Raw genomic sequence first — 25,988 nt, forward strand, 5'->3', positions numbered from 1 at the left:
CAGCGTCGCATCAGGCAACGCTGTAATTGTCGGATGCGGCGTGAACGCCTTATCCGACCGACACACAGCACTGAACTAGTAGGCCTGATAAGACGTGGCAGCGTCGCATCAGGCAATGCTGTGTATTACCAGATGCATATTTAAATCCACCACAAGAAGCCCCATATATGAAAAACGCAACGTTCTACCTTCTGGACAATGACACCACCGTCGATGGCTTAAGCGCCGTTGAGCTGCTGGTGTGTGAAATTGCCGCAGAACGTTGGCGCAGTGGTAAGCGCGTGCTCATCGCCTGTGAAGATGAAAAGCAGGCTTACCGGCTGGATGAAGCCCTGTGGGCACGTCCGGCAGAAAGCTTTGTTCCGCATAATTTAGCAGGAGAAGGACCGCGCGGCGGTGCGCCGGTGGAGATCGCCTGGCCGCAAAAGCGTAGCAGCAGCCCGCGCGATATATTGATTAGTCTGCGAACAAGCTTTGCAGATTTTGCCACCGCTTTCACAGAAGTGGTAGACTTCGTTCCTTATGAAGATTCTCTGAAACAACTGGCGCGCGAACGCTATAAAGCCTACCGCGTGGCTGGTTTCAACCTGAATACGGCAACCTGGAAATAATGGAAAAGACATACAACCCACAAGATATCGAACAGCCGCTTTACGAGCACTGGGAAAAGCAGGGCTACTTTAAGCCTAATGGCGATGAAAGCCAGGAAAGTTTCTGCATCATGATCCCGCCGCCGAACGTCACCGGCAGTTTGCATATGGGTCACGCCTTCCAGCAAACCATCATGGATACCATGATCCGCTATCAGCGCATGCAGGGCAAAAACACCCTGTGGCAGGTCGGTACTGACCACGCCGGGATCGCTACCCAGATGGTCGTTGAGCGCAAGATTGCCGCAGAAGAAGGTAAAACCCGTCACGACTACGGCCGCGAAGCTTTCATCGACAAAATCTGGGAATGGAAAGCGGAATCCGGCGGCACCATTACCCGTCAGATGCGCCGTCTCGGCAACTCCGTCGACTGGGAGCGTGAACGCTTCACCATGGACGAAGGCCTGTCCAATGCGGTGAAAGAAGTTTTCGTCCGTCTGTATAAAGAAGACCTGATTTACCGTGGCAAACGCCTGGTAAACTGGGACCCGAAACTGCGTACCGCTATCTCTGACCTGGAAGTAGAAAACCGCGAATCGAAAGGTTCGATGTGGCACATCCGCTATCCGCTGGCTGATGGCGCGAAAACCGCAGACGGTAAAGATTATCTGGTGGTTGCGACTACCCGTCCGGAAACCCTGCTGGGCGACACCGGCGTGGCCGTTAACCCGGAAGATCCGCGTTACAAAGATCTGATTGGCAAATATGTCATTCTGCCGCTGGTTAACCGTCGTATTCCGATCGTTGGCGACGAACACGCCGATATGGAAAAAGGCACCGGCTGCGTGAAGATCACTCCGGCGCACGACTTTAACGACTATGAAGTCGGTAAACGTCACGCCCTGCCGATGATCAACATCCTGACCTTTGACGGTGATATCCGTGAAAGCGCTCAAGTGTTCGATACCAAAGGTAACGAATCTGATGTTTATTCCAGCGAGATCCCGGCAGAGTTCCAGAAACTGGAGCGTTTTGCTGCGCGTAAAGCCATCGTTGCTGCGGTTGACGCGCTTGGCCTGCTGGAAGAAATTAAACCGCACGACCTGACCGTTCCTTACGGCGACCGTGGCGGCGTAGTTATCGAACCGATGCTGACCGACCAGTGGTACGTGCGTGCCGATGTACTGGCGCAACCGGCGGTTGAAGCGGTTGAGAACGGCGACATTCAGTTCGTACCGAAGCAGTACGAAAACATGTACTTCTCCTGGATGCGCGATATTCAGGACTGGTGTATCTCTCGTCAGCTGTGGTGGGGTCATCGTATCCCGGCATGGTACGACGAAGCGGGTAACGTTTATGTTGGCCGCAACGAAGACGAAGTGCGTAAAGAAAATAACCTTGGTGCTGATGTTGCCCTGCGTCAGGACGAAGACGTTCTCGACACCTGGTTCTCTTCTGCACTGTGGACATTCTCTACCCTTGGCTGGCCGGAAAACACCGACGCCCTGCGTCAGTTCCACCCAACCAGCGTAATGGTGTCTGGTTTCGACATCATCTTCTTCTGGATTGCCCGCATGATCATGATGACCATGCACTTCATCAAAGATGAAAATGGCAAACCGCAGGTGCCGTTCCACACCGTTTACATGACCGGCCTGATTCGTGATGACGAAGGCCAGAAGATGTCCAAATCCAAGGGTAACGTTATCGACCCGCTGGATATGGTTGACGGTATTTCGCTGCCAGAACTGCTGGAAAAACGTACCGGCAATATGATGCAGCCACAGCTGGCGGATAAAATCCGTAAGCGCACCGAGAAGCAGTTCCCGAACGGCATTGAGCCGCACGGTACTGACGCGCTGCGCTTCACCCTGGCGGCGCTGGCTTCTACCGGTCGTGACATCAACTGGGATATGAAGCGTCTGGAAGGCTACCGTAACTTCTGTAACAAGTTGTGGAACGCCAGCCGCTTTGTGCTGATGAACACGGAAGGTCAGGATTGCGGCTTCAACGGCGGCGAAATGACGCTGTCACTGGCGGACCGCTGGATTCTGGCTGAGTTCAACCAGACCATCAAAGCGTACCGCGAAGCGCTGGACAGCTTCCGCTTCGATATTGCCGCAGGCATTCTGTATGAGTTCACCTGGAACCAGTTCTGTGACTGGTATCTGGAGCTGACTAAGCCGGTAATGAACGGTGGCACCGAAGCCGAACTGCGCGGTACTCGCCATACGCTGGTGACCGTGCTGGAAGGTCTGCTGCGCCTCGCGCATCCGATCATTCCGTTCATCACCGAAACCATCTGGCAGCGTGTGAAAGTACTTTGTGGCATCACTGCCGACACCATCATGCTGCAGCCGTTCCCGCAGTACGATGCGTCTCAGGTCGATGAAGCCGCACTGGCCGACACCGAGTGGCTGAAGCAGGCGATCGTTGCTGTACGTAATATCCGCGCGGAAATGAACATCGCGCCGGGCAAACCGCTGGAGCTGCTGCTGCGTGGTTGCAGTGCAGATGCAGAACGTCGCGTGAACGAAAACCGTGGCTTCCTGCAAACGCTGGCGCGTCTGGAAAGCATCACCGTACTGCCTGCGGATGACAAAGGCCCGGTTTCCGTTACTAAGATCGTCGACGGCGCAGAGCTGCTGATCCCGATGGCGGGCCTCATTAACAAAGAAGATGAGCTGGCGCGTCTGGCGAAAGAAGTGGCGAAGATTGAAGGTGAAATCAGCCGCATCGAGAACAAGCTGGCGAACGAAGGCTTTGTAGCCCGCGCACCGGAAGCGGTCATCGCGAAAGAGCGTGAGAAGCTGGAAGGTTATGCAGAAGCGAAAGCGAAGCTGATTGAACAGCAGGCAGTTATCGCCGCGCTGTAATCAACACTGTGAAGAAAACGAAGGCCGGAGCATGCTCCGGCCTTTTTATTTAGATAAACGGAACATACGGCATAATACCGCGAGATATCCACATTAACGGACCGCTATCCTGCGGTTTGTCATCATTGGTTAACTCCAGCGAATCAAGGTCGCCCTGAACATGGGTATTGTTAGCAATCCAGCTAACCATCCACATTTTCAGCCAGGGATAAGCCAGACCACAGGTAATTGAGGACCCCATTAATACCGCCAACATGCGCAAAAGCATACCGATCGCGGTAACAGATGAATGAAAACGAATAGTGCCATTTGCCAGTGTCAGATTATTCAAAAACAGATTGCGTAACGTGACATAGAGATAACTGGCAAAAACAAGAATCGCGACAAAATACAGGAAATAAGAAGCCGTAATCTGCGGGTAATATTGCAATACTAGCTCCCTGCCCGCATCGGACCTACCCAACATGGTCATCATCATTAACTGCTGAAATACTGGCGCAATCATAATACCAATCACAATGATGAAAGGAACCATGGTTAATATTGCGAGCATACAGCCTTTAATGCATTCTTTTACGTTGACCTTAATGGAAAATTGATGGACACCAAAAGTCGCGTTATTACCCAGTAATGGCATCCACTTGCTATAGGTAATACCATTGATAACACCCAGTCCGATGACGGAAAGCAAACTTAAGACCACTAAGTTAAAGATTAACCCACCTATCGATGTCGTCACTTGCGCAATAAGGTGCAGTGCGAGCCAAAAAGCTAACGCCAACAGAACAGGCAGACCTAACATAACCCACCATGCACGAAGCATTGAGCAGTTAAAGCCAAAGCGAATGCCATTCAGCGAGGTCATGTTCGCCTGATACTGCAGACTCTTCACTGCCATGCAAGGAATACCGCAGATAAAGAGAGCAAACAGGAATAAACCGAGCGCAAAGTGTTGGCCTGCAAAACAAGAAATACTGAGAAGATAAACCGCCACAATAAGTAACATGCTAACAAAAATGGCACCACCTGTTCCCTTATAACTAAATGGTTGCCCCTTGAGTGTCACATGTTGATAAATATAACGACGGCATTTCACTAATGCCCACGGCCCATATATTCCCAGAGTAATAATTGTCAGTAAAAAATTCACAAGACAAATAAGAAAATACTCACCACCCTTGCCTGTAAAAACAAATGCGTGACGAGGATTATCTTTCCCTACGTTTACACCATTCATGAACTATATCCCTAAAATAAATTCCATTCATATAGATAATAATTCCAGTCAATTGATACTGGACCACCTAGAATACGCTTTATCTAAGCGATATATGCTTAATATTTTCTGATTTATCTTCTTCTTGCACCACCAAAGCGAGGGTGGTATTAAAGGGAGCTATAAATCATACATTTGAAATTGAGCTATGCTATGAATGTTGTCGTTTCGCCCGCGCTCCGTTTGCGCAAACTTACCGCCGCCGATAATGCTGCTATTGCCAGCGTCATCCGCCAGGTGTCCGCAGAGTACGGTCTTACCGCTGATAAAGGCTATACCGTCGCCGATCCCAATCTTGACGAATTGTATCAAGTGTATAGTCAGCCCGGTCATGCCTATTGGGTAGTTGAACACAATGGCGAAGTGGTGGGCGGCGGCGGGATTGCGCCATTAGCAGGTAGTGAATCGGACATTTGCGAACTGCAGAAAATGTATTTTCTTCCCGCCATTCGCGGCAAAGGGCTGGCGAAAAAACTGGCCTTAATGGCGATGGAGCAGGCACGAGAAATGGGCTTCAAACGCTGCTATCTGGAAACGACCGCTTTTTTGAAAGAAGCGATTGGTTTGTATGAACATTTAGGTTTTCAACATATCGACTATGCACTTGGCTGCACGGGCCATGTTGATTGTGAAGTGCGGATGTTGCGCGAACTCTAAAAAAATGCCCGCTAGTGTGTGCTATCGGGCATTTTAATCAATTAATTAATGGCGAACACCGTCATCGTCTTCGTCGACATAATCTTCATCGTCGCCATCTTCGCCGTTAGGATCTTCAAAATAAGTCCCCCAACCGTCGTATTCAACGTCGAATTTCTCTGCCAGGTTCATCAATTGCTCAACCTGGGCATCGATCAGATCGGCATTCAACGCGCATTCGCTGACGATGTCACAGCAAATTACGATATCGCCATCTTCCACTTCCAGCTCTTCCGGATCGGTCACTTCGTAACCGAGTTTAAACGCTTCAACCGCTGCTTTTTCCAGGGTTTCCAGATCGTCTGCGGAAAGGTGATGTTCGATGGTGTACAGCGCGTCCGGATCGCTGCCATCTTCCAGTAATTCTTCAATAATCAAACGTGTTTCTTCACGCTGTTCTTCGAGTTGTTCCGGGTTTGCCATGACTTATTCCTCTTAATGTCCTGCTGATACTCTTATTGTCACACACCACTGACATTGCCTCCACCTTTGTGACAAAGTTTTATGCTTTAGGCTTGCAAATGAATATTCATACATATAAATTGAATTTTAATTCATTATGGCGTAAGCCACAGGAGGGATCTATGTCCGGGTTTTATCATAAGCATTTCCTGAAATTACTTGATTTCACGCCAGCTGAACTCAACACCTTGCTCCGGCTAGCCGCTAAACTAAAAGCAGATAAAAAAAGCGGTAAAGAAGAAGCCAGACTCACCGGTAAAAACATCGCGCTCATCTTCGAAAAAGACTCAACCCGTACCCGATGCTCTTTCGAAGTTGCCGCATATGACCAGGGTGCTCGCGTCACTTATCTCGGCCCAAGCGGCAGCCAGATTGGCCATAAAGAGTCAATTAAAGATACCGCCCGCGTGCTTGGCCGCATGTATGACGGTATTCAGTATCGCGGCTATGGTCAGGAGATTGTCGAAACACTGGCGGAATACGCTGGCGTCCCGGTATGGAATGGGCTGACCAATGAGTTCCACCCCACGCAATTGCTGGCAGATCTGCTGACCATGCAAGAACATTTACCGGGTAAAGCGTTTAATGAGATGACGCTGGTCTACGCCGGAGATGCCCGCAATAACATGGGGAACTCGATGCTGGAAGCGGCCGCGCTGACCGGTCTGGATTTGCGTCTGGTGGCGCCACAGGCATGCTGGCCAGAATCTTCGCTGGTTACGGAATGCCGCGCCCTGGCACAACAAAATGGCGGGAATATTACCCTGACAGAAGATGTCGCGACTGGCGTTAAAGGTGCTGACTTTATCTATACCGATGTGTGGGTATCAATGGGTGAAGCAAAAGAGAAATGGGCTGAACGGATTGCATTGCTGCGTGATTATCAGGTGAATAGCAAGATGATGCAGTTAACTGGTAACCCGGAGGTCAAATTCCTCCACTGCCTGCCCGCGTTTCATGATGACCAAACAACGCTTGGCAAAAAGATGGCTGAAGAATTTGGCCTACATGGTGGGATGGAAGTAACGGACGAGGTTTTCGAATCTCCCGCCAGCATTGTTTTTGATCAGGCGGAAAACCGTATGCATACTATCAAAGCGGTAATGGTTGCGACGCTTGCCAAATAATTTCAGTACCGGAGGCGGCTTCACGTCGCCACCGGCAGGTACTCGCTTAAGCCATCAGCATCTTAACAACCGCTTTGCGAACCTGAGCAGGCTCACCCACTGCGCACAGCGGTTTGTGCACTTCACCCGGATAAAACACAACAAAATCGCCTTCATTAAGGATAACTGTTTTCTCTTCAATACCTTCAGGCAAAAAGGCGATGTCTTTATCAGCTAACCAGTCAGTATCCGGCGTACCCGCAGGCTGTGTGCTAAAAGTCATTCCTTCCTGCCCTTTTAACACAATCTGGATGTCGAGATAGCGGGCATGATACTCCGCGCGACGCGCTTCATACGGCTCAGTCATATCTTCAGAGATAAGATAAAACAGACGGTTGCCTTCGATATCATGCTTACCTTTTGGCGTTTCTGCCGTAACGTGCATTTTGATATGTTCAATGGCCTGGCGTAACTCTTCTGGCAACCACGGCTGGAGATTATGAATATTTCCGATGATCATCTTTTTCATTCCTCAATTAAAACAATGTTTCATTTCTCTCGTTATACGTAATTCCTTACTGCCATACCAGCATTTTTTGCTGTCCGATTGCGCCAAAGCATGTTTTTCTGCCCGCTTGCCACAAAAAAAATATTGTTAAAAACTCAATTTTAAAGCATATAAATTCACTACAATCGTTTACCTGGGTAATTTTTTGCATTGATTGCTTGATCCCACTTTCTGGCTGAGTATAATGCCGGACAATTTGCCGGGAGGATGTATGGTTCAGTGTGTTCGACATTTTGTCTTACCGCGTCTGAAAAAAGACGCTGGCCTGCCGTTTTTCTTCCCGTTGTTCACCTATTCCCAGCCCCTCAATCGAGGGGCTTTTTTTTGCCCAGGCGTCAGGAGATAAAAGATGGCTAATCCGCTATATCAAAAACATATCATTTCCATAAACGACCTTAGTCGCGATGACCTTAATCTGGTGCTGGCGACAGCGGCGAAACTGAAAGCGAACCCGCAACCAGAACTGTTGAAACATAAAGTGATTGCCAGTTGCTTCTTCGAAGCATCAACCCGCACCCGCCTCTCTTTCGAAACCTCGATGCACCGCCTGGGCGCTAGTGTGGTGGGATTCTCTGACAGCGCAAACACCTCACTGGGAAAAAAAGGGGAAACGCTGGCTGATACCATCTCGGTTATCAGCACTTACGTCGATGCGATTGTGATGCGCCATCCACAGGAAGGTGCGGCACGCCTGGCAACCGAATTTTCCGGCAATGTACCGGTACTGAATGCCGGTGATGGCTCCAACCAACATCCGACGCAAACCTTGCTGGATCTGTTCACCATTCAGGAAACCCAGGGACGTCTCGACAATCTTCGCGTCGCAATGGTCGGCGACCTGAAATATGGTCGCACCGTTCACTCCCTGACCCAGGCGCTGGCGAAGTTCGACGGCAACCGTTTTTACTTCATCGCCCCGGATGCGCTGGCAATGCCGCAGTACATTCTGGATATGCTCGATGAAAAAGGTATCGCCTGGAGTCTGCATAGTTCCATTGAAGAAGTGATGGCGGAAGTGGACATTCTGTATATGACTCGCGTGCAAAAAGAGCGTCTGGACCCGTCCGAATACGCCAACGTAAAAGCGCAGTTTGTCCTGCGCGCCAGCGATCTCCACAACGCCAAAGCCAATATGAAAGTGCTGCATCCGCTGCCGCGTATTGATGAAATTGCGACGGATGTCGATAAAACGCCGCACGCCTGGTACTTCCAGCAAGCAGGCAATGGGATTTTCGCTCGCCAGGCGTTACTGGCACTGGTTCTGAATCGCGATCTGGTACTGTAAGGGGAAATAGAGATGACACACGATAATAAATTGCAGGTTGAAGCTATTAAACGCGGCACGGTAATTGACCATATCCCCGCCCAGATCGGATTTAAGCTGTTGAGCTTGTTCAAGTTAACCGAAACCGATCAGCGCATCACCATCGGTCTGAACCTACCTTCCGGCGAGATGGGCCGCAAGGATCTGATCAAAATCGAAAATACCTTTTTAAGTGAAGATCAAGTAGACCAACTGGCACTGTATGCACCGCAAGCCACGGTAAACCGTATCGACAACTATGAAGTGGTCGGCAAATCACGCCCCAGCCTGCCGGAACGTATTGATAATGTGCTGGTCTGCCCGAACAGCAACTGTATCAGCCATGCAGAACCGGTTTCTTCCAGCTTTGCCGTGAGAAAACGCGCCAATGATATTGCGCTCAAATGCAAATATTGTGAAAAAGAGTTTTCGCATAATGTGGTGCTGGCCAATTAATTGCGGTTGGTAATAAATGTCAGGCTCCCTATAATGAGCCAGACTTTTTACCGCTGTAATAAAGGAGAAATCATGAGCAAAACTATCGCGACGGAAAATGCACCCGCAGCTATCGGTCCGTATGTTCAGGGCGTTGATCTGGGCAGTATGATCATCACTTCCGGTCAGATCCCGGTAAACCCGAAAACTGGCGAAGTACCGGCAGACGTCGCTGCACAGGCGCGTCAGTCGCTGGATAACGTAAAAGCGATCGTGGAAGCCGCTGGCCTGAAAGTGGGCGACATCGTTAAAACCACCGTGTTTGTGAAAGATCTGAACGACTTCGCAACCGTAAACGCCACTTACGAAGCGTTCTTCACCGAGCACAATGCCACCTTCCCGGCACGTTCTTGCGTTGAAGTTGCACGTCTGCCGAAAGACGTGAAGATTGAGATCGAAGCGATCGCTGTTCGTCGCTAATCTTGATGGAAATCCGGGCTATCATGCCCGGATTAAGTCTGATGACAAAAGCAAAATCGCCTGATGCGCTACGCTTATCAGGCCTACGTGATTCCTGCAATTTATTGAATTTGTAGACCGGATAAGGCGTTTACGCCGCATCCGGCATGAACAAAGCTCACTTTGTCTGCAATCTGAATCCGGGCCACCATGCCCAGTTAATTCTTTACTGCCAGCCGTAACGACGACTATAAATCCCTTTAACCAACTGCGTTAACACCATATACCCTGCCAGAATCGCAATCAGCCACGGGAAGTAACTTAACGGCAGTGCCTGCAGTTGCAGATAACCAGCCAGCGGTGAAAACGGCAACGCGATCCCCACGACTATTACGATCGCGGTCATCGCCATTAATGGCCACGACGCACAACTTTGAATAAACGGCACACGGCGGGTGCGGATCATATGCACAACCAGCGTTTGCGACAGTAATCCCACCACAAACCAGCCCGACTGGAACAGCGTTTGCGTTTCCGGCGTATTGGCATGAAATACCCACCACATCAGGCAAAACGTCAGAATATCGAAGATCGAGCTGATCGGTCCGAAGAAGATCATAAAGCGCCCCAAATCCGCCGGATTCCAACGCTGCGGCTTTTGAATTTGCTCGTCGTCGACATTATCAAACGGGATCGCCACCTGTGACACATCGTACAGCAGGTTTTGAATAAGCAAGTGTAACGGCAACATCGGCAGGAAGGGCAAGAATGCACTCGCCACCAGCACGCTGAACACATTACCGAAGTTAGAACTTGCCGTCATTTTGATGTATTTCAGCATGTTGGCAAAAGTTCGGCGTCCCTCAATAACCCCCTCTTCCAGTACCATCAGGCTTTTTTCCAGCAGGATGATATCAGCCGCTTCACGGGCAATATCTACCGCACCGTCCACAGAAATGCCGATATCCGCAGCACGTAAGGCGGGCGCATCATTAATACCATCGCCCATAAAGCCAACCACATGCCCTTCGCGCTTCAGTAAGGTCACAATGCGTTCTTTATGCATCGGCGTCAGGCGGGCAAACAACGTGGTACGCTGCGCGAGATTTGCCAGTTCGTCGTCATTTAGCGTTTCAATATCACTACCAATTACCACCTCTCCCGCATCTAGTCCCACTTCATGGCACACTTTCGCCGCCACTAACTCACTGTCGCCAGTAAGGATTTTGACGGTAATTCCACTCGCTTTTAATGCCTTCAGTGCCGGAGCCGTTGTCTCTTTTGGCGGATCAAGGAAAGCAATATATCCTTCGAGGATCAGGTCGGATTCATCAATCCGCTGATAATCCCCTTCACGCGCGGGCAGATATTTCGTCGCCACCGCCACCACACGCAACCCCTGACGATTAAGCGTATTTGTAACCCGCTTAATCTTACGCAGCATGGTGTCATCGAGCGGAACAATCGCGCCATTGTGACGCACCTGCGAACATACATTAAGGATTTCCTGCAATGCGCCTTTGCACACCAGTTGATGGTGTTCGGCATTTTCTACCACTACCACCGACATCCGGCGGCGCTCGAAATCAAACGGAATTTCATCCACTTTCTGCCAACGACTGGCCAACTGACGGGCGGACTCCTCATCAATGCCTTCCAGCACCGCCGTATCGAGCAGGTTTTTCAGTCCGGTCTGATAATGACTGTTCAGCCACGCGCTATGCAGCACGCGCTCACTGGTTTTACCGGAGATATCGGTATGATTCTCCAGCACAATTTTATCTTGCGTCAGGGTGCCTGTTTTATCAGTGCACAGAATATCCATTGCACCAAAGTTCTGAATCGCATCCAGATGTTTGACGATCACTTTCTGTTTCGACAGTTTTACTGCTCCACGCGCCAGCGTCGAAGTGACAATCATCGGCAACATTTCCGGCGTTAAGCCCACCGCCACTGAAAGCGCGAAAAGTGCCGCTTCCCACCAGTCGCCTTTGGTATAACCGTTGATCAACAGCACCACGGGCGCCATCACCAGCATAAAGCGAATCAGCAGCATACTGACGCGGCTGATCCCTTGCTGAAAAGCATTCGGCTCGCTTTCCTGCTCGCTGACACGCCCCGCCAGTTGACCAAACCAGGTGTTGGCACCTGTGGCAATCACCATTGCTTGTGCCGTACCGCTCACCACGGTGGTGCCCATAAAACACAGGGTATCGCACTCCAGCGGATTGCTGTGCTCTGGCTGGCGAGTGGTTGCAGCTTTTTCCACGGGCAGAGACTCACCGGTTAACGATGCCTGGGCGACGAACAGATCCCGCGCCTGCAAAATACGTAAATCTGCCGGGATCATATCTCCCGCCGCCAGTTTAATAATATCGCCAGGCACCAGCTGATCGATCGGGATCTCCAGCCAGCCATTTTCGCCTTTATCGTTAATTACGCGCAGCACCGTCGCAGTATTACTGACCATCGCTTTCAGGGCATCTGCTGCTTTGGTGGAGCGCGCTTCCTGAATAAAGTTCAGCAACGTAGAAATAGCTACCATTAACGCAATAACGCCCGCGGCAAATAAATCTTCCGTGGCGTAAGAAATGCCGCCGAGGATCGTGAGCAAAATATTAAAGGGGTTGCGATAACAGACCCACAAATGTACCCACCACGGCGACGGTTGTTGCGCGGGTAGTTTATTTTCACCGTGTTGTTCGCGGGCTAATTCCACTTCCGCCTGATTTAACCCTTCTGGATGCGTGCCGAAGGTTTTCCATAATTCCTTTTCTGGCATCACCGCCATTTTCAGGCAATGCGCGCTTAAGGAAGGCGGGATCGGAATATTCGCTGTCTGTTGCGCACCAGGCAACGGATCGCGATGGACCAGACGAGAAGGTAAATGGCGAATGAGCCGGGTAAAAATTTCTTTAAACATAGGAAGTCCCTCCGCACCCTGTAAGCATGGTGCAGAAAATATCTTCAGGCGTCGCAAAGCCTTACCTGAAGGTAATAAACATGAGCTGGGACGTTAAAACGTCACGGCCTTACACATCCGGTAATGCCGTGAAAAGACAGGCTTACCGGAAAAGTTTTAATCTCCGTCGAGGGAGAGGCGTGGGATCAGGTTCCATATAACCTCCGGTAAGTGAAAAAAGCGCCGCAAATAATAAGGAGAATCCAATAATATTCGTAGCATTTATGCCGATATAATATCTGCAAGCAACTAAACCAACGATAAACCAGACTTTACCCATTGCTGAATGCGTGGGTAAAGTTAGGCTCAAATAATTAAACGCAAATTACGGGACAACAGGATGCAAAATCGGCTGACCATCAAAGACATTGCTCGTTTAAGCGGCGTGGGGAAATCCACGGTTTCCCGAGTGCTGAATAACGAAAGTGGCGTGAGTCAGCACACGCGCGAGCGCGTGGAAGCAGTGATGAATCAGCATAGATTTTCCCCTTCCCGATCCGCGCGTGCTATGCGTGGGCAAAGCGATAAAGTGGTTGCTATTATCGTCACCCGTCTGGATTCGTTATCAGAAAATCTCGCCGTTCAGACGATGCTGCCTGCATTCTATGAACAGGGTTACGATCCGATCATGATGGAAAGCCAGTTTTCGCCACAGCTGGTTACTGAACATTTAGGCGTTCTGAAACGTCGCAATATTGACGGAGTGGTGCTGTTCGGTTTTACCGGCATAACGGAAGAAATGTTAGCTCACTGGCAATCATCTCTGGTACTGCTGGCGCATGACGCAAAAGGTTTTGCTTCGGTCTGTTATGACGACGAAGGGGCGATTAAGATTCTGATGCAATGCCTCTACGATCGGGGGCATCGCAATATCAGTTATCTTGGCGTACCACACAGCGACATTACCACTGGTAAGCGGCGTCATGAGGCTTATCTGGCATTTTGCAAAGCACATAAACTACATCCCGTCGCCGCCCTGCCCGGCCTGGCCATGAAGCAAGGTTACGAGAACGTGGCAAAAGTGATTACGCCAGAAACCACTGCGTTGCTGTGCGCAACCGACACGCTGGCGCTCGGGGCATGTAAGTACCTGCAAGAGCAACACATCGACACACTGCAACTGGCGAGCGTCGGTAATACGCCGTTAATGAAGTTTCTCCATCCGGAGATCGTCACCGTTGATCCAGGCTACGCCGAAGCCGGACGTCAGGCTGCCAGCCAGTTGATCGAACAGGTAACCGGACGCAGCGAACCTCAACAAATCGTCATCCCAGCAGCCCTTTCCTGAGAGTTACCTTCTACCAGATTTATCCAAAGAGTGTTCAGAACACTACTGGCAGCTTCTGATGTATAGCTTTGAAGAAACCTCACCACAACTCTGTGCCACGACATTACGGTCTTTTGAGGCTGTCTGGTGGTTTCAGAGATAATCCCTCTCCAGACCATGCTAAAGCGAGTATTTCCGGGGACTTACCGGGTAGTATATTGTTTTTGTTGATTTTATAACCAGAAAATCATCAAAAAATTTACACATCGCTCTAGCGCCCGCCATCCGTACTCTCTGCTTTTTACTTTGAGCTAAATCAAAAAAAACGCAAACATCCTTAATGCAAAGCACTATATATAGACTTTAAAATGCATCTAAACCCAATATGTTGTATCCATCGTCTAAACTTGCAACAAGATACACATCAACGAAGCCGACACAATTGTGGATAAAGCGAATTGGGATTGCAGTAAATCCCCGTAACAAGAGCTGAATAAACCGGGGCGCACTTCCCAACTTTCTGTGGATAACCTGTTCTTAAAAATATGGAGCGATCATGACACCGCATGTGATGAAACGAGACGGCTGCAAAGTGCCGTTTAAATCAGAGCGCATCAAAGAAGCTATTCTGCGTGCAGCTAAAGCAGCGGAAGTCGATGATGCAGATTATTGTGCCACTGTTGCCGCTATCGTCAGCGAGCAAATGCAGGGGCGTAACCAGGTAGATATCAACGAAATCCAGACCGCTGTTGAAAACCAACTGATGTCTGGCCCGTACAAACAACTGGCCCGTGCATATATTGAGTACCGTCACGATCGCGACATTGAACGTGAAAAACGCGGTCGTCTGAACCAGGAGATCCGTGGTCTGGTCGAGCAGACTAATTCCTCGCTGCTCAATGAAAACGCGAATAAAGACAGTAAAGTCATTCCGACCCAGCGTGACCTGCTGGCCGGGATTGTTGCTAAACACTATGCACGTCAGCACCTGCTGCCGCGTGACGTGGTGCAGGCACATGAACGTGGTGATATCCACTACCACGATCTCGATTACTCGCCGTTCTTCCCAATGTTCAACTGCATGTTGATCGACCTGAAAGGCATGCTGACGCAAGGCTTTAAGATGGGGAATGCAGAGATTGAACCGCCGAAGTCGATCTCTACAGCTACCGCAGTAACTGCGCAAATTATTGCTCAGGTCGCCAGCCATATTTATGGTGGCACCACCATTAACCGTATCGACGAAGTTCTGGCACCGTTTGTCACCGCCAGCTACAACAAGCACCGTAAAACTGCGGAAGAGTGGAGCATTCCTGACGTCGAAGGTTACGCTAACTCTCGTACTATCAAAGAGTGCTACGACGCATTCCAGTCGCTGGAATATGAAGTAAATACCCTGCACACCGCCAACGGTCAGACGCCGTTTGTGACCTTTGGCTTTGGTCTGGGTACCAGCTGGGAATCGCGCCTGATTCAGGAATCTATCCTGCGTAACCGTATCGCGGGCCTGGGTAAAAACCGTAAAACCGCCGTGTTCCCGAAACTGGTGTTCGCAATTCGCGATGGCCTGAACCATAAAGTGGGCGATCCGAACTACGACATCAAACAGCTGGCGCTGGAGTGCGCTAGCAAGCGCATGTATCCGGATATCCTGAACTACGATCAGGTAGTGAAAGTCACCGGCTCGTTTAAAACGCCAATGGGTTGCCGCAGCTTCCTCGGCGTGTGGGAAGACGAAAACGGTGAGCAGATCCACGATGGTCGTAACAACCTCGGCGTGATCAGCCTGAACCTGCCACGTATTGCTCTGGAAGCGAAAGGCGATGAAGCCACCTTCTGGAAGCTGCTGGATGAACGTCTGGTGCTGGCGCGTAAGGCGCTGATGACCCGTATCGCCCGTCTGGAAGGCGTGAAAGCGCGCGTAGCGCCGATCCTCTATATGGAAGGTGCCTGCGGCGTACGTCTGAATGCAGACGATGACGTGTCTGAAATCTTCAAAAATGGTCGAGCGTCTATCTCGCTGGGTTACATCGGTATCCACGAAACCATTAACGCGCTGTTCGGCGGCGAGCATGTTTACGACAACGAGCAGCTGCGTGCGAAAGGTATTGCGATTGTTGAACGTCTGCGTCAGGCGGTGGATCAGTGGAAAGAAGAAACCGGCTACGGTTTCAGCCTCTACAGTACGCCGAGTGAGAACCTGTGCGACCGCTTCTGCCGTCTCGATACCGCTGAGTTTGGCGTGGTGCCGGGCGTGACCGATAAAGGTTACTACACCAACAGTTTCCACCTTGATGTGGAGAAGAAGGTGAACCCGTACGACAAGATCGACTTTGAAGCGCCTTACCCGCCGCTGGCGAACGGTGGCTTCATTTGCTACGGCGAGTATCCAAACATTCAGCACAACCTGAAGGCGCTGGAAGATGTCTGGGATTACAGCTATCAGCATGTGCCGTATTACGGCACCAACACACCGATCGATGAATGCTACGAATGTGGCTTTACCGGCGAGTTTGAGTGCACCAGCAAAGGCTTCACTTGTCCGAAATGTGGTAACCATGACACCTCCCGTGTGTCGGTAACTCGCCGCGTGTGCGGATATTTAGGTAGTCCGGATGCGCGTCCGTTTAACGCCGGCAAGCAGGAAGAAGTTAAACGCCGCGTTAAACATTTAGGAAATGGGCAGATCGGTTGATCTCCACGCTGCGTTAAGCAAATGCCGGATGTGATGTGAAAGCGTCGCATCCGGCGTTGATTGCCGGATGTGGCGTAAACGCCTTATCCGACCTACAAATCCTACAAATTCCAGACTGTAGCAACGGCTGTAGGCCTGATAAGACGCGACAGCGTCGCATCAGGCGTTGATTGCCGAATGCGGCGTAAACGCCTTATCCGGCCTACACGCAGACTGATAAGCCAGGCGAAATATGAACTTCCATCAATACTATCCTGTCGACATCGTCAACGGCCCCGGCACTCGTTGCACCCTGTTTGTCTCCGGGTGTGTTCATGAATGCCCCGGTTGCTATAACAAAAGCACCTGGCGGGTAAATTCCGGTCAGCCATTTACCAAAGAAATGGAAGACCAGATCATCAACGATCTGAACGACACTCGCATCAAACGCCAGGGCATTTCCCTCTCCGGCGGCGATCCGCTGCATCCGCAAAACGTGCCGGATATTCTGAAACTGGTACAACGCATCCGTGCCGAATGCCCGGGTAAAGACATTTGGGTGTGGACAGGGTATAAACTCGACGAACTCAACGCTGCACAAATGCAGGTTGTTGATTTGATTAACGTGCTGGTTGATGGCAAATTTATGCAGGATTTAAAAGACCCTTCCCTGATCTGGCGCGGCAGCAGCAACCAGGTGGTACACCATTTACGTTAATCACTCTTCCAGCCGTTTATCCGCATCTTCATAAACGGCTGAGTTCTCTCTCTTACCAATAGCTATCACCAACACGAGCAACTCTTTATCGTTAACCTGATAAACCAGACGATATCCCAGAGTGCGAAGCTTAATTTTGTAGCAGTCCGGTAAATCCCGCAGTTTAGCCGAGGGATTGCGCGGCCTTTTCAGCACATCCTCAAGCTTTTTTTTAAATTGTTCCCGGACTGTCACGCCCAGTTTTTGCCACTCTTTCAGCGCTCGCGGATCAAAGGCCAGCTCATAGTTCATCCAGTCGGACCTTAATGGCCTCTTGTGGGTTGGCCAGTCGTTCCCTGACAGTGCGTAACAAGGCTTCTTCACTATCACTGACAGTGAGCGTTTTTACCGGCATTCGCCCATTTTCCGCAACGTACTGAAACAGCAGCCGTACGGCTTCAGTAGGCGTGATATTTAATTTTTCCAGCACCGCATAAGCCTCGTTTTTCAATTTGTCATCCAGACGGACGTTAAGTGTGGCCATTATGCCTCCGGTAATTATGAAAAGTGTAATGCATTATAGCATTACATATGCATTACATTCATTTCTGGAAAACGCCTCGCAAAAATGGCGGCGACACGCAGAAATATGTCGTAGTGAAGAGAGATTTAGCGGTGATTTTACGAAGGGAGAGGAGAGCATTGGGCGGCGACGTTTCACCGCCCAATGAGGAATTAACGATACTTCTTGTGATATGAATTGCGGGTCGTTTTCAGTTGCTCTGCGGCGGCCTGCGCTTCTTTTACTTTACCTTCATTAGCTAGCTTCAGCGCGTCGTCAATCTGGCCAACCAGAATGTCGAAACCGTGGCGGAAGTCTTTCATTTCCGGGCTGTCTGGCGATTTTCCTTCCAGCTTCGGCGGCGTTGCTTTTTGCGCATCCAGCGCCGCGGCACGCATTTTGGTTAACGCGTCTTTGACTTGCGCCGCGTTATCCGCTTTTTCGACCACTTTTAAATTGTCGTTGAGGGTTTCCATATTGTCTTCCAGCTCAGCGGCAAACGACACCGAACTGAATACCAACGAGGAGACTGCAAGAATAGCTAACAGGCTTTTACGCATTGCTCACTTCCTTTTTTATTTACACTTCATCCTTCACACTGCCTCATCGACGGCTAAGCTCATTCGCCCGAGTCACGTACTACGAGTACGCTCCCCGGCCCTCATTCACTTTCCGTCTCGATGCAGTGCGAATGATTTTGTGTAATTTTTTAGTTTATAGCGCGGCAGGTCGCGCCAGTTTTTTTACTGTCCGGCGATTTTCATCTCCGGCAACAGCACAGAACCACACTGTATATTACTGCGTGTTTCAATATCGTTACCGACGGTGACAATATTGCGCCACATATCTTTTAAATTACCTGCGATGGTGATTTCGCTAACCGGATACTGAATTTCGCCGTTTTCTACCCAGAAGCCCGCCGCACCACGGGAATAATCACCGGTAATTGCACTCACGCCCTGGCCCATCAATTCCGTCACCACCAGCCCGGTGCCCATCTCTTTGAGCATCTGCTCGAAGCTTAGACCTTGTCCGGCAATGCGCCAGTTGTGAATACCGCCCGCGTGTCCGGTGCTTTTCAGCCCCAATTTGCGCGCCGAGTAGCTGGTCAGCAGCCACTGAGTCAGGATGCCATCTTTAATAATGTCGCGACGTTCGGTACGAACACCTTCGCTGTCGAATGGCGTAGATGCCAGCCCTTTCAGCAGATGCGGATGCTCTTCAATGGTCAGCCAGTCCGGCAGAATTTGTTTACCCAGCGAATCCAGTAGGAAGGTGGATTTACGGTAGACCGCACCACCAGCAATCGCCCCCACCAGATGACCGAACAGCCCGGTTGCCACTTCATTGGCAAAAATGACCGGCGCTTTCATGGTGGAGAGTTTACGCGGTGACAGACGCGATAAGGTACGGCGAGCGCAGTCGGCCCCGACCCACTCTGGCGTTTGTAGATCGCTCATCGCGCGGCCAATGGTGTAGGCATAATCACGCTCCATATCGCCATTTTCTTCGGCAATCACGCAACTGGAGAGCGAATGACGCGTTGAGCAGTAGCCTTGCAACATACCGTGGCTATTACCGAAAACTTTGACGCCGTAATGGCTGTTAAAACTGCCGCCTTCGGTGTTGGTAATGCGTTTATCCGCCTGTAATGCCGCCTGTTCAGCACGGGCCGCCAGTTCAATGGCTTCGTCTGGAGAGACTTCTGCGGGGTGGAACAAGTCAAGATTCGGCGCGTCGAAAGCCAGCAGTTCTTTATCTGCCACGCCTGCATACGGATCTGGCGAAGTGTAACGCGCAATATCCAGCGCCGCCTGTACGGTGCGTGCAATGGCCTGCGGGCTTAAATCGGTGGATGATGCGCTACCTTTGCGGTTCTGGTGATAAACGGTTATCCCCAGCGCGCCATCACTATTGAATTCGACATTCTCCACTTCACCATAGCGCGTACTAACGCTAATGCCGGTGGTCTTGCTGACGGCAACTTCCGCACCGTCCGATTTGCCTGAGGCCAACTCCAGCGCAGTCGAAACTGCTTCTTCCAGAATCTTGCGCTGCGCTTCAACTTGAGAGATTACTTTCATTGCAAGTGCCATAATGTAGAGAGTTTCTCTGAAGTCTAACAGAGAACCGTTTTTCAGTGCGCATCTTAACTGGTAACATTAGCCTCTTTTTTTTAAGGAGCCTGACATGACTAAGCAGCCCGAAGACTGGCTCGACGACGTTCCCGGTGATGACATCGAAGACGAAGACGATGAAATTATCTGGGTCAGTAAAAGTGAAATTAAACGTGACGCCGAGGAGCTAAAACGCCTGGGCGCAGAAATTGTTGATCTGGGGAAAAACGCGCTGGATAAGATCCCGTTAGATGCGGATCTGCGTGCAGCTATTGAGTTAGCCCAGCGTATTAAGATGGAAGGTCGCCGCCGCCAGTTGCAGCTCATTGGTAAGATGCTGCGCCAACGCGATGTAGAGCCTATCCGTCAGGCGCTGGATAAGCTGAAAAACCGCCACAACCAGCAGGTGGTGTTGTTCCATAAACTGGAAAACCTGCGCGATCGTCTGATCGATCAAGGGGATGATGCTATCGCTGAAGTATTGAATCTGTGGCCAGATGCCGATCGTCAGCAACTGCGTGCTCTGATCCGCAACGCGAAGAAAGAGAAAGAAGGGAATAAGCCGCCGAAATCCGCACGCCAGATTTTCCAGTATCTGCGCGAGCTGGCAGAGAACGAAGGGTAATTTTCGTTGTTGATGTGAGTATGGTTTGCCGGATGCAGTGCACCGCCAGATCTGTAGGCCTGATAAGACGCGTCAAGCGTCGCATCAGGCGCTATGCTCAAATGCCGGATGCGGCGTCAACGCCTTATCCGGCCTACACCCCTGTAGGCCTGATAAAACGTCTCAGGATTACTGCGCAGCTTCCGCTTTCTTCGCCAGACCATCCAGCAGTTTCTGATGGATCCCACCAAAACCGCCGTTGCTCATCACCAGAATATGGTCGCCAGGCTGAGCGGTTTTCACCACCATTTCTGCCAGCGCATCAACATCTCCACTCCAGTGCGCAGGCTGAATACATGCTTCTGCCACTTCTGCTACCTGCCACGGAATATGTGACGGTTGCAGCAGGAAGACTTCATCGGCACGACCTAATGACGGAGCCAAATCATCTTTGCAGACGCCCATCTTCATGGTGTTGGAACGCGGCTCAAGCACGGCAATAATACGCGCCGTACCGCCAACTTTGCCGCGCAGCGCCGCCAGCGTTGCCAGAATTGCCGTTGGGTGATGGGCAAAATCGTCATACACCGTCACGCCATTAGCTTCGCCACGCAGTTCCAGGCGGCGACGGGCATTGATAAACAATCCCAGCGCGTTAGCAGCATCAGCCGGTGCGATGCCAACATGACGGGCCGCAGCAATCGCCATCAAACCATTGTGCATATTATGTTCGCCCACCAGCGACCATTTCACTTCGCCCACTTTTTCGCCATCCAGCAAGACTTCCCATTCGGAAGCGTCAGTGGTCAGCTTTTTCGCCTGCCAGTGACCTTGCTCGCCCACCAGCTCCTGTTCACTCCAGCAGCCCATCGCCAGGGTTTGTTTCAGGTTGATGTCGTTTTCCGGCCAGATAATACGCCCCTGACCAGGAACAATACGCACCAGATGGTGGAATTGTTTCTGAATCGCTTTCAGGTCGTCGAAGATATCGGCGTGGTCGAACTCAAGGTTGTTGAGGATCAGCGTTCGCGGGCAGTAATGAACAAACTTAGAGCGTTTGTCGAAGAAGGCGCAGTCATACTCGTCTGCTTCGATAACAAAGAAGTCGCTTTCGCCCAGGCGTGCAGAAACGTCAAAGTTCCCCGGTACTCCACCGATCACAAAACCTGGTTTATAGCCGCACTGTTCCAGAATCCAGGTCGCCATTCCCGCGGTGGTGGTTTTACCGTGTGTACCGGCAACGGCCAGCACCCAGCGGTCACGCAGCACAAAATCGTGCAACCACTGCGGACCTGACATATATGGAATGTTTTTTTCCAGTACCGCTTCCACACACGGATTTCCACGGGTCATGGCGTTGCCAATAATCACCAGATCCGGCTGAGGATCGAGCTGGCTGGCATCATAACCCTGAATCAGTTCAATGCCTTGCTTCTCAAGTAAGGTGCTCATCGGCGGATACACATTGGCGTCCGAACCCGTTACTTCATGGCCCAACTGGCGCGCCAGAATCGCCAGACCGCCCATAAACGTGCCACAAATTCCTAATATATGAATGCGCATACGTCACTATCCTTTTTTAATCTACCGTTCATTTTACGCATATGTCGGGCAACAGAGAAACGCATTTCAGGATAATCCGTAATTTGCTGGCGCGATTCACCTGAGCGCAACATTGAGATTATTTGTTAAGATTATTGCGGTCGCTTTACTCCATAAACATTGCAGGGAAAGTTTTATGAAAACGTTAGGTGAATTTATTGTCGAAAAGCAGCACGAGTTTTCTCATGCTACCGGTGAGCTCACTGCTTTGCTATCGGCAATAAAACTGGGCGCCAAGATTATTCATCGCGATATCAACAAAGCTGGACTGGTTGATATCCTGGGTGCCAGCGGTGCTGAGAACGTGCAGGGCGAGGTTCAACAAAAACTCGACTTGTTCGCTAATGAAAAACTGAAAGCCGCACTGAAAGCACGCGATATTGTTGCGGGCATTGCATCCGAAGAAGAAGATGAGATTGTCGTCTTTGAAGGTTGTGAACACGCAAAATACGTTGTGCTGATGGATCCGCTGGATGGCTCGTCCAACATCGATGTTAACGTCTCTGTCGGTACCATTTTCTCCATTTACCGCCGCGTTACACCGGTCGGCACGCCGGTAACGGAAGAAGATTTCCTCCAGCCTGGTAACAAACAGGTTGCTGCAGGTTACGTGGTATACGGCTCCTCTACCATGCTGGTTTACACCACCGGATGCGGTGTTCACGCCTTTACTTACGATCCTTCGCTCGGCGTTTTCTGCCTGTGCCAGGAACGGATGCGCTTCCCGGAGAAAGGAAAAACCTACTCTATCAACGAAGGGAACTACATTAAGTTTCCGAACGGGGTGAAGAAGTACATTAAATTCTGCCAGGAAGAAGATAAATCTACCAACCGTCCGTATACCTCACGTTATATCGGCTCGCTGGTCGCGGATTTCCACCGTAATCTGCTGAAAGGCGGTATTTATCTCTACCCAAGCACTGCCAGCCACCCGGACGGCAAACTGCGTTTGCTGTATGAGTGCAACCCGATGGCATTCCTGGCGGAACAAGCGGGCGGTAAAGCGAGCGATGGCAAAGAGCGTATTCTGGATATCATCCCGGAAACCCTGCACCAGCGTCGTTCGTTCTTCGTCGGCAACGACCATATGGTTGAAGATGTCGAACGCTTTATCCGTGAGTTCCCGGACGCGTAATGGTCTAAAAACGCCGGGTTGTTCCGGCGTTTTTGCATTTTAATTAACAAAAGTTAATTTGACTCGTTTAGAGACACGGAAATAGGGAATCCAGATTGCCATATGAATGATATCTCTCAGCACGCCCCATGCGTCTGAAAGATCAATTGTGGCATGAAGAAACTGTACTGCTCCCCAAATATCAGCAATATTAAATACGAAGAGCGACAGAAGAAGGGCAATATAGTAGTACGGGAGCTGGCGTTTCTTTTTAAAAAACAAAAAAGTAGTATAACTTACCAACAGAAATACCATGGCAAATACAACCACTTCCAGATAAAGCAGAGTTCTGAGTGGTTCTTCCTGACTGCCCTGAGCAAGCCCCCATGTTTGTACAAAAGAATAGATGCTCGAAATAATCACCAGCACTAAAGAAATAGCAGGTAAATACAGCCAACCGCCAATCCCTGTAAGTTTTTTATCCGCACAACTTTTACAATAATCGTCAGGTGGTAAAACAGCCACACCACAGTTTTTGCATGTTGTACTTAAATCCTCGCCTTCCTTTGCCCACATAAAAATATCCTTATATATCAGTAATTTTACTCTTTTATTGTATTTTCCGGACTCACTCTTATTACAGGCGAACTCTGACGATTCTCCCACAACACCGTTAATCCACGCTGTAAGGCAATAAAAATGAATAACAAAATGCCGATGGCGATTTTCGTCCACCATGAGCTCAGCGTGCCGTCAAAGTTTATGTAAGTCTGGATCAGTCCCTGAATCGCCACACCAAAAAGCGTCCCTAATACCGTTCCAACGCCACCGCTCAAAAGTGTACCGCCAATCACCACCGACGCGATAGCGTCCAGTTCCACACCTACACCCGCCAGGGCGTATCCGGCCTGGGTATAAATCGAGAAGACAATTCCTGCCAGTGTCGCCAGTCCGGTAGAGAGCATATAAATGCGAATAGTGGTGCTGCGAGTGGAAATCCCCATCAGGTTCGCCGACGTTGCGTTGCCGCCAATGGCGTATACCTGATTACCAAAACGCGTACGATGCGCGAGGAATATGCCGATAACCACCACCGCCAACATCAGCAGCCCCATCGCGCTTAAGCGACCACCGCCGGGGATTTTCCACGCCAGACTTGAAAGCGTGTCATAAATTGGATGGTTTATCGGGATCGACTCTTCCGAAACGAGATAGCTGACACCGCGCAAAAAGAACATTCCCGCCAGAGTAATGATAAACGCCGGAATCTTCAGGGCGTCGATCAGAAGCCCCATAAATGCGCCGAAGGCACAGCCCATCACCAGCACCAGTGGAAACGCCAACAGCGGCGAGAGGCCGAAATCGCCAACCACTTTTGCCAGAAACACGCCGGTAAAGGCGATCACCGAACCGACGGAGAGATCGATCCCACCGGAGAGGATCACAAAGGTCATGCCAACGGCAATGATCCCAAGAAAGGCGTTATCGGTCAGGATATTGCAGATCACGCGCGTGGAAGCAAAACCGGGAAACTGGGTCAGGCAGTAGAGATAGCCCAGCACAAAGACGCCGATGGTGATCATAAGCGGCAGGTTACGTTTTATCACGGCTACGCACTCCTTTAATCAGACTGATAAAGCGTTGCGACTGGACAATCAGCACGCAAAGCACCACCACCGCTTTCACCACCTGGTTCATCTCTGGCGGAAAGCCCGAAAGTAAAATTCCGGTGTTCATCCCCTGAATAATCAGCGCCCCCACCACCGAGAGCAGCAGGTTAAAGCGCCCACCCATCAGCGATCCACCGCCAATCACCACCGCGAGAATGGCGTCCAACTCCAGCCATAATCCGGCGTTGTTGGCATCGGCACCGCGAATATCCGCCGCCACGATAATGCCCGCGATCGCCGCACACAGCCCGCTCAACACATAAGTGAGCATGACGATGATTCGTGTGTTGACTCCGGCATTTTTTGCCGCCCGAATGTTGATGCCAACGGCTTCAATAAACATCCCCAGCGCCGTTTTGCGGGTCAACAGCCAGAAGAAGAGAAGCGTCAGCACAGCGATAATGACCGGCGTTGGCAGGAACAATAGCGATCCGCTGCCGAACCATGAGAGATCCGGCGAGTTGAACGTGACGATCTGCCCGGAGGTAATCAATTGCGCAACACCACGTCCGGCGACCATCAGGATCAACGTGGCGACAAACGGCTGAATTTTGAGGATCGCCACCAGTATGCCGTTCCACAATCCAGCCAGAATGCCGGTACCCAGGGCGCTTAACAAAACAACTGGCAGGCTGACCCCCGCGACCGTCATCGCAGCCGTTGTGGCTCCGGCGATAGCCATCACCGCCCCCACAGAGAGATCAATCCCACCCGTAGCAATCACCAGCGTCATACCAATCGCCAGTAGCGCAACCGGAGCGGCGCGATTAAGAATGTCGATAGGGCTACCGAACAAACGCCCATCCTGAAGCACCACCTGCCAGAAATGCGGGGCCACCAGGCTATCGACCACCAGCACCAACAATAGCGCCACCAACTGCGGCATCCCCGTCGGCCAGCGAAAGCGCTTTTTCGACGACGCGGTGTCAGGGAGAGATTGAGGCATCA

General features: G+C 50.7%; 26 protein-coding genes and 1 pseudogene. 14 read left to right on the plus strand and 13 right to left on the minus strand.

The features are described 5' to 3' along the window. Window positions 1-167: 167 nt before the first annotated feature. Both holC and valS read left to right on the plus strand, forming a co-directional pair. The gene (gene holC, locus FEK42_RS14975) at window positions 168-611 is read left to right on the plus strand and encodes a DNA polymerase III subunit chi (RefSeq protein WP_135493309.1); all 444 of its coding nucleotides are present in this window, start codon (window positions 168-170) and stop codon (window positions 609-611) included. Continuing rightward, window positions 611-3,466, plus strand: coding sequence for a valine--tRNA ligase (valS, locus tag FEK42_RS14980; protein ID WP_138211879.1), 2,856 nt, complete (start codon window positions 611-613; stop codon window positions 3,464-3,466). Before holC ends, valS begins: the two co-directional genes overlap by 1 nt. 49 nt (window positions 3,467-3,515) lie before the next feature. Here valS and FEK42_RS14985 read toward each other — a convergent pair whose 3' ends face one another. After that, window positions 3,516-4,703 (minus strand): DUF898 family protein, encoded by a 1,188-nt coding sequence (locus FEK42_RS14985; protein ID WP_135493307.1) that lies wholly within the window; start codon window positions 4,701-4,703, stop codon window positions 3,516-3,518. Window positions 4,704-4,895: 192 nt separating this feature from the next. Here FEK42_RS14985 and FEK42_RS14990 point away from each other — a divergent pair, with 192 nt between their 5' ends. Then, window positions 4,896-5,399 (plus strand): GNAT family N-acetyltransferase, encoded by a 504-nt coding sequence (locus tag FEK42_RS14990; RefSeq protein ID WP_135408771.1) that lies wholly within the window; start codon window positions 4,896-4,898, stop codon window positions 5,397-5,399. Window positions 5,400-5,444: 45 nt separating this feature from the next. On the opposite strand, the gene rraB is transcribed toward FEK42_RS14990, so the two are convergent. Next, the gene (gene rraB, locus FEK42_RS14995; protein WP_130206080.1) at window positions 5,445-5,861 is read right to left on the minus strand and encodes a ribonuclease E inhibitor RraB; all 417 of its coding nucleotides are present in this window, start codon (window positions 5,859-5,861) and stop codon (window positions 5,445-5,447) included. 161 nt (window positions 5,862-6,022) lie between these two features. Between rraB and argF the strand changes: the two genes are divergently transcribed. Further along, window positions 6,023-7,027, plus strand: coding sequence for an ornithine carbamoyltransferase (gene argF, locus FEK42_RS15000; protein ID WP_138211880.1), 1,005 nt, complete (start codon window positions 6,023-6,025; stop codon window positions 7,025-7,027). A 46-nt stretch (window positions 7,028-7,073) separates the two neighbouring features. Here the strand turns inward: argF and tabA are convergent, their stop codons facing one another. Next, window positions 7,074-7,526, minus strand: a complete 453-nt coding sequence (tabA, locus tag FEK42_RS15005) for a toxin-antitoxin biofilm protein TabA (protein WP_130216649.1) — start codon at window positions 7,524-7,526, stop codon at window positions 7,074-7,076. Window positions 7,527-7,785: 259 nt separating this feature from the next. Here tabA and pyrL point away from each other — a divergent pair, with 259 nt between their 5' ends. The 4 genes from pyrL to FEK42_RS15030 all read left to right on the plus strand — a co-directional run bounded on the left by pyrL (window position 7,786) and on the right by FEK42_RS15030 (window position 9,792). Continuing rightward, window positions 7,786-7,920 carry a pyr operon leader peptide gene (gene pyrL, locus FEK42_RS15015; RefSeq protein ID WP_032341226.1) on the plus strand — a complete coding sequence of 45 codons (135 nt, stop codon included), beginning with the start codon at window positions 7,786-7,788 and terminating at the stop codon, window positions 7,918-7,920. A 3-nt stretch (window positions 7,921-7,923) separates the two neighbouring features. Then, on the plus strand, window positions 7,924-8,859 hold the full coding sequence (gene pyrB / locus FEK42_RS15020) for an aspartate carbamoyltransferase (RefSeq protein WP_000013052.1): 936 nt from the start codon (window positions 7,924-7,926) through the stop codon (window positions 8,857-8,859). 12 nt (window positions 8,860-8,871) lie between these two features. After that, a complete protein-coding gene (pyrI, locus tag FEK42_RS15025) occupies window positions 8,872-9,333 on the plus strand; it encodes an aspartate carbamoyltransferase regulatory subunit (RefSeq protein ID WP_000148581.1) in 462 nt (153 codons plus the stop codon). A 72-nt stretch (window positions 9,334-9,405) separates the two neighbouring features. Next, window positions 9,406-9,792 carry an enamine/imine deaminase gene (locus FEK42_RS15030; RefSeq protein ID WP_000047542.1) on the plus strand — a complete coding sequence of 129 codons (387 nt, stop codon included), beginning with the start codon at window positions 9,406-9,408 and terminating at the stop codon, window positions 9,790-9,792. Window positions 9,793-9,997: 205 nt separating this feature from the next. On the opposite strand, the gene mgtA is transcribed toward FEK42_RS15030, so the two are convergent. Together mgtA and mgtL are read right to left on the minus strand one after the other, a co-directional pair. Then, window positions 9,998-12,694, minus strand: coding sequence for a magnesium-translocating P-type ATPase (gene mgtA / locus FEK42_RS15035; protein WP_135493305.1), 2,697 nt, complete (start codon window positions 12,692-12,694; stop codon window positions 9,998-10,000). Window positions 12,695-12,836: 142 nt separating this feature from the next. Next, window positions 12,837-12,890, minus strand: coding sequence for a mgtA regulatory leader peptide MgtL (gene mgtL, locus FEK42_RS15040; RefSeq protein WP_001387276.1), 54 nt, complete (start codon window positions 12,888-12,890; stop codon window positions 12,837-12,839). Between the two features lie 156 nt (window positions 12,891-13,046). Here mgtL and treR point away from each other — a divergent pair, with 156 nt between their 5' ends. The 4 genes and pseudogenes from treR (at window position 13,047) to nrdG (ending at window position 17,392) form a co-directional block, all read left to right on the plus strand. Next, window positions 13,047-14,021, plus strand: coding sequence for a trehalose operon repressor TreR (gene treR, locus FEK42_RS15045; RefSeq protein ID WP_276320292.1), 975 nt, complete (start codon window positions 13,047-13,049; stop codon window positions 14,019-14,021). A gap of 46 nt (window positions 14,022-14,067) precedes the next feature. After that, window positions 14,068-14,163, plus strand: a pseudogene (locus FEK42_RS23060) (hypothetical protein); the annotation flags it as partial. 393 nt (window positions 14,164-14,556) lie between these two features. Then, window positions 14,557-16,695, plus strand: coding sequence for an anaerobic ribonucleoside-triphosphate reductase (nrdD, locus tag FEK42_RS15050; RefSeq protein ID WP_130206068.1), 2,139 nt, complete (start codon window positions 14,557-14,559; stop codon window positions 16,693-16,695). 232 nt (window positions 16,696-16,927) lie between these two features. Beyond that, the gene (nrdG, locus tag FEK42_RS15055) at window positions 16,928-17,392 is read left to right on the plus strand and encodes an anaerobic ribonucleoside-triphosphate reductase-activating protein (protein ID WP_064530204.1); all 465 of its coding nucleotides are present in this window, start codon (window positions 16,928-16,930) and stop codon (window positions 17,390-17,392) included. On the opposite strand, the gene FEK42_RS15060 is transcribed toward nrdG, so the two are convergent. The 4 genes from FEK42_RS15060 to pmbA form a co-directional block, all read right to left on the minus strand. Beyond that, complete coding sequence (locus FEK42_RS15060; RefSeq protein ID WP_131161322.1) at window positions 17,393-17,683, minus strand: type II toxin-antitoxin system RelE/ParE family toxin; 291 nt, start codon at window positions 17,681-17,683, stop codon at window positions 17,393-17,395. Next, window positions 17,673-17,915 carry a type II toxin-antitoxin system RelB/DinJ family antitoxin gene (locus FEK42_RS15065; RefSeq protein WP_000212715.1) on the minus strand — a complete coding sequence of 81 codons (243 nt, stop codon included), beginning with the start codon at window positions 17,913-17,915 and terminating at the stop codon, window positions 17,673-17,675. Before FEK42_RS15065 ends, FEK42_RS15060 begins: the two co-directional genes overlap by 11 nt. 191 nt (window positions 17,916-18,106) lie before the next feature. Next, a complete protein-coding gene (gene cybC, locus FEK42_RS15075; RefSeq protein ID WP_130206066.1) occupies window positions 18,107-18,493 on the minus strand; it encodes a cytochrome b562 in 387 nt (128 codons plus the stop codon). 183 nt (window positions 18,494-18,676) lie between these two features. Beyond that, window positions 18,677-20,029 carry a metalloprotease PmbA gene (pmbA, locus tag FEK42_RS15080; protein ID WP_135493304.1) on the minus strand — a complete coding sequence of 451 codons (1,353 nt, stop codon included), beginning with the start codon at window positions 20,027-20,029 and terminating at the stop codon, window positions 18,677-18,679. Window positions 20,030-20,123: 94 nt separating this feature from the next. On the opposite strand from pmbA, the gene yjgA reads away from it, so the two are divergent. Continuing rightward, window positions 20,124-20,675, plus strand: a complete 552-nt coding sequence (yjgA, locus tag FEK42_RS15085) for a ribosome biogenesis factor YjgA (RefSeq protein ID WP_130259537.1) — start codon at window positions 20,124-20,126, stop codon at window positions 20,673-20,675. A gap of 168 nt (window positions 20,676-20,843) precedes the next feature. Here the strand turns inward: yjgA and mpl are convergent, their stop codons facing one another. After that, the gene (gene mpl / locus FEK42_RS15090) at window positions 20,844-22,217 is read right to left on the minus strand and encodes a UDP-N-acetylmuramate:L-alanyl-gamma-D-glutamyl-meso-diaminopimelate ligase (protein WP_130206063.1); all 1,374 of its coding nucleotides are present in this window, start codon (window positions 22,215-22,217) and stop codon (window positions 20,844-20,846) included. 175 nt (window positions 22,218-22,392) lie between these two features. Here mpl and fbp point away from each other — a divergent pair, with 175 nt between their 5' ends. After that, on the plus strand, window positions 22,393-23,391 hold the full coding sequence (gene fbp, locus FEK42_RS15095; protein WP_000853753.1) for a class 1 fructose-bisphosphatase: 999 nt from the start codon (window positions 22,393-22,395) through the stop codon (window positions 23,389-23,391). A 39-nt stretch (window positions 23,392-23,430) separates the two neighbouring features. Here fbp and FEK42_RS15100 read toward each other — a convergent pair whose 3' ends face one another. Genes FEK42_RS15100 through ytfT form a run of 3 tightly spaced genes read right to left on the minus strand, consistent with a single transcriptional unit; the run spans window position 23,431 to window position 25,986 of the window. Further along, on the minus strand, window positions 23,431-23,946 hold the full coding sequence (locus FEK42_RS15100) for a DUF2569 domain-containing protein (RefSeq protein WP_135490691.1): 516 nt from the start codon (window positions 23,944-23,946) through the stop codon (window positions 23,431-23,433). A gap of 26 nt (window positions 23,947-23,972) precedes the next feature. Next, window positions 23,973-24,977 carry a galactofuranose ABC transporter, permease protein YjfF gene (gene yjfF, locus FEK42_RS15105; RefSeq protein ID WP_135493303.1) on the minus strand — a complete coding sequence of 335 codons (1,005 nt, stop codon included), beginning with the start codon at window positions 24,975-24,977 and terminating at the stop codon, window positions 23,973-23,975. Next, window positions 24,964-25,986 carry a galactofuranose ABC transporter, ATP-binding protein YtfT gene (ytfT, locus tag FEK42_RS15110; protein WP_135493313.1) on the minus strand — a complete coding sequence of 341 codons (1,023 nt, stop codon included), beginning with the start codon at window positions 25,984-25,986 and terminating at the stop codon, window positions 24,964-24,966. Before ytfT ends, yjfF begins: the two co-directional genes overlap by 14 nt. Between the last annotated feature and the right edge of the window lie 2 nt (window positions 25,987-25,988).

It is taken from the genome of Escherichia sp. E2748 (assembly GCF_005781125.1).
GTDB lineage: Bacteria > Pseudomonadota > Gammaproteobacteria > Enterobacterales > Enterobacteriaceae > Escherichia.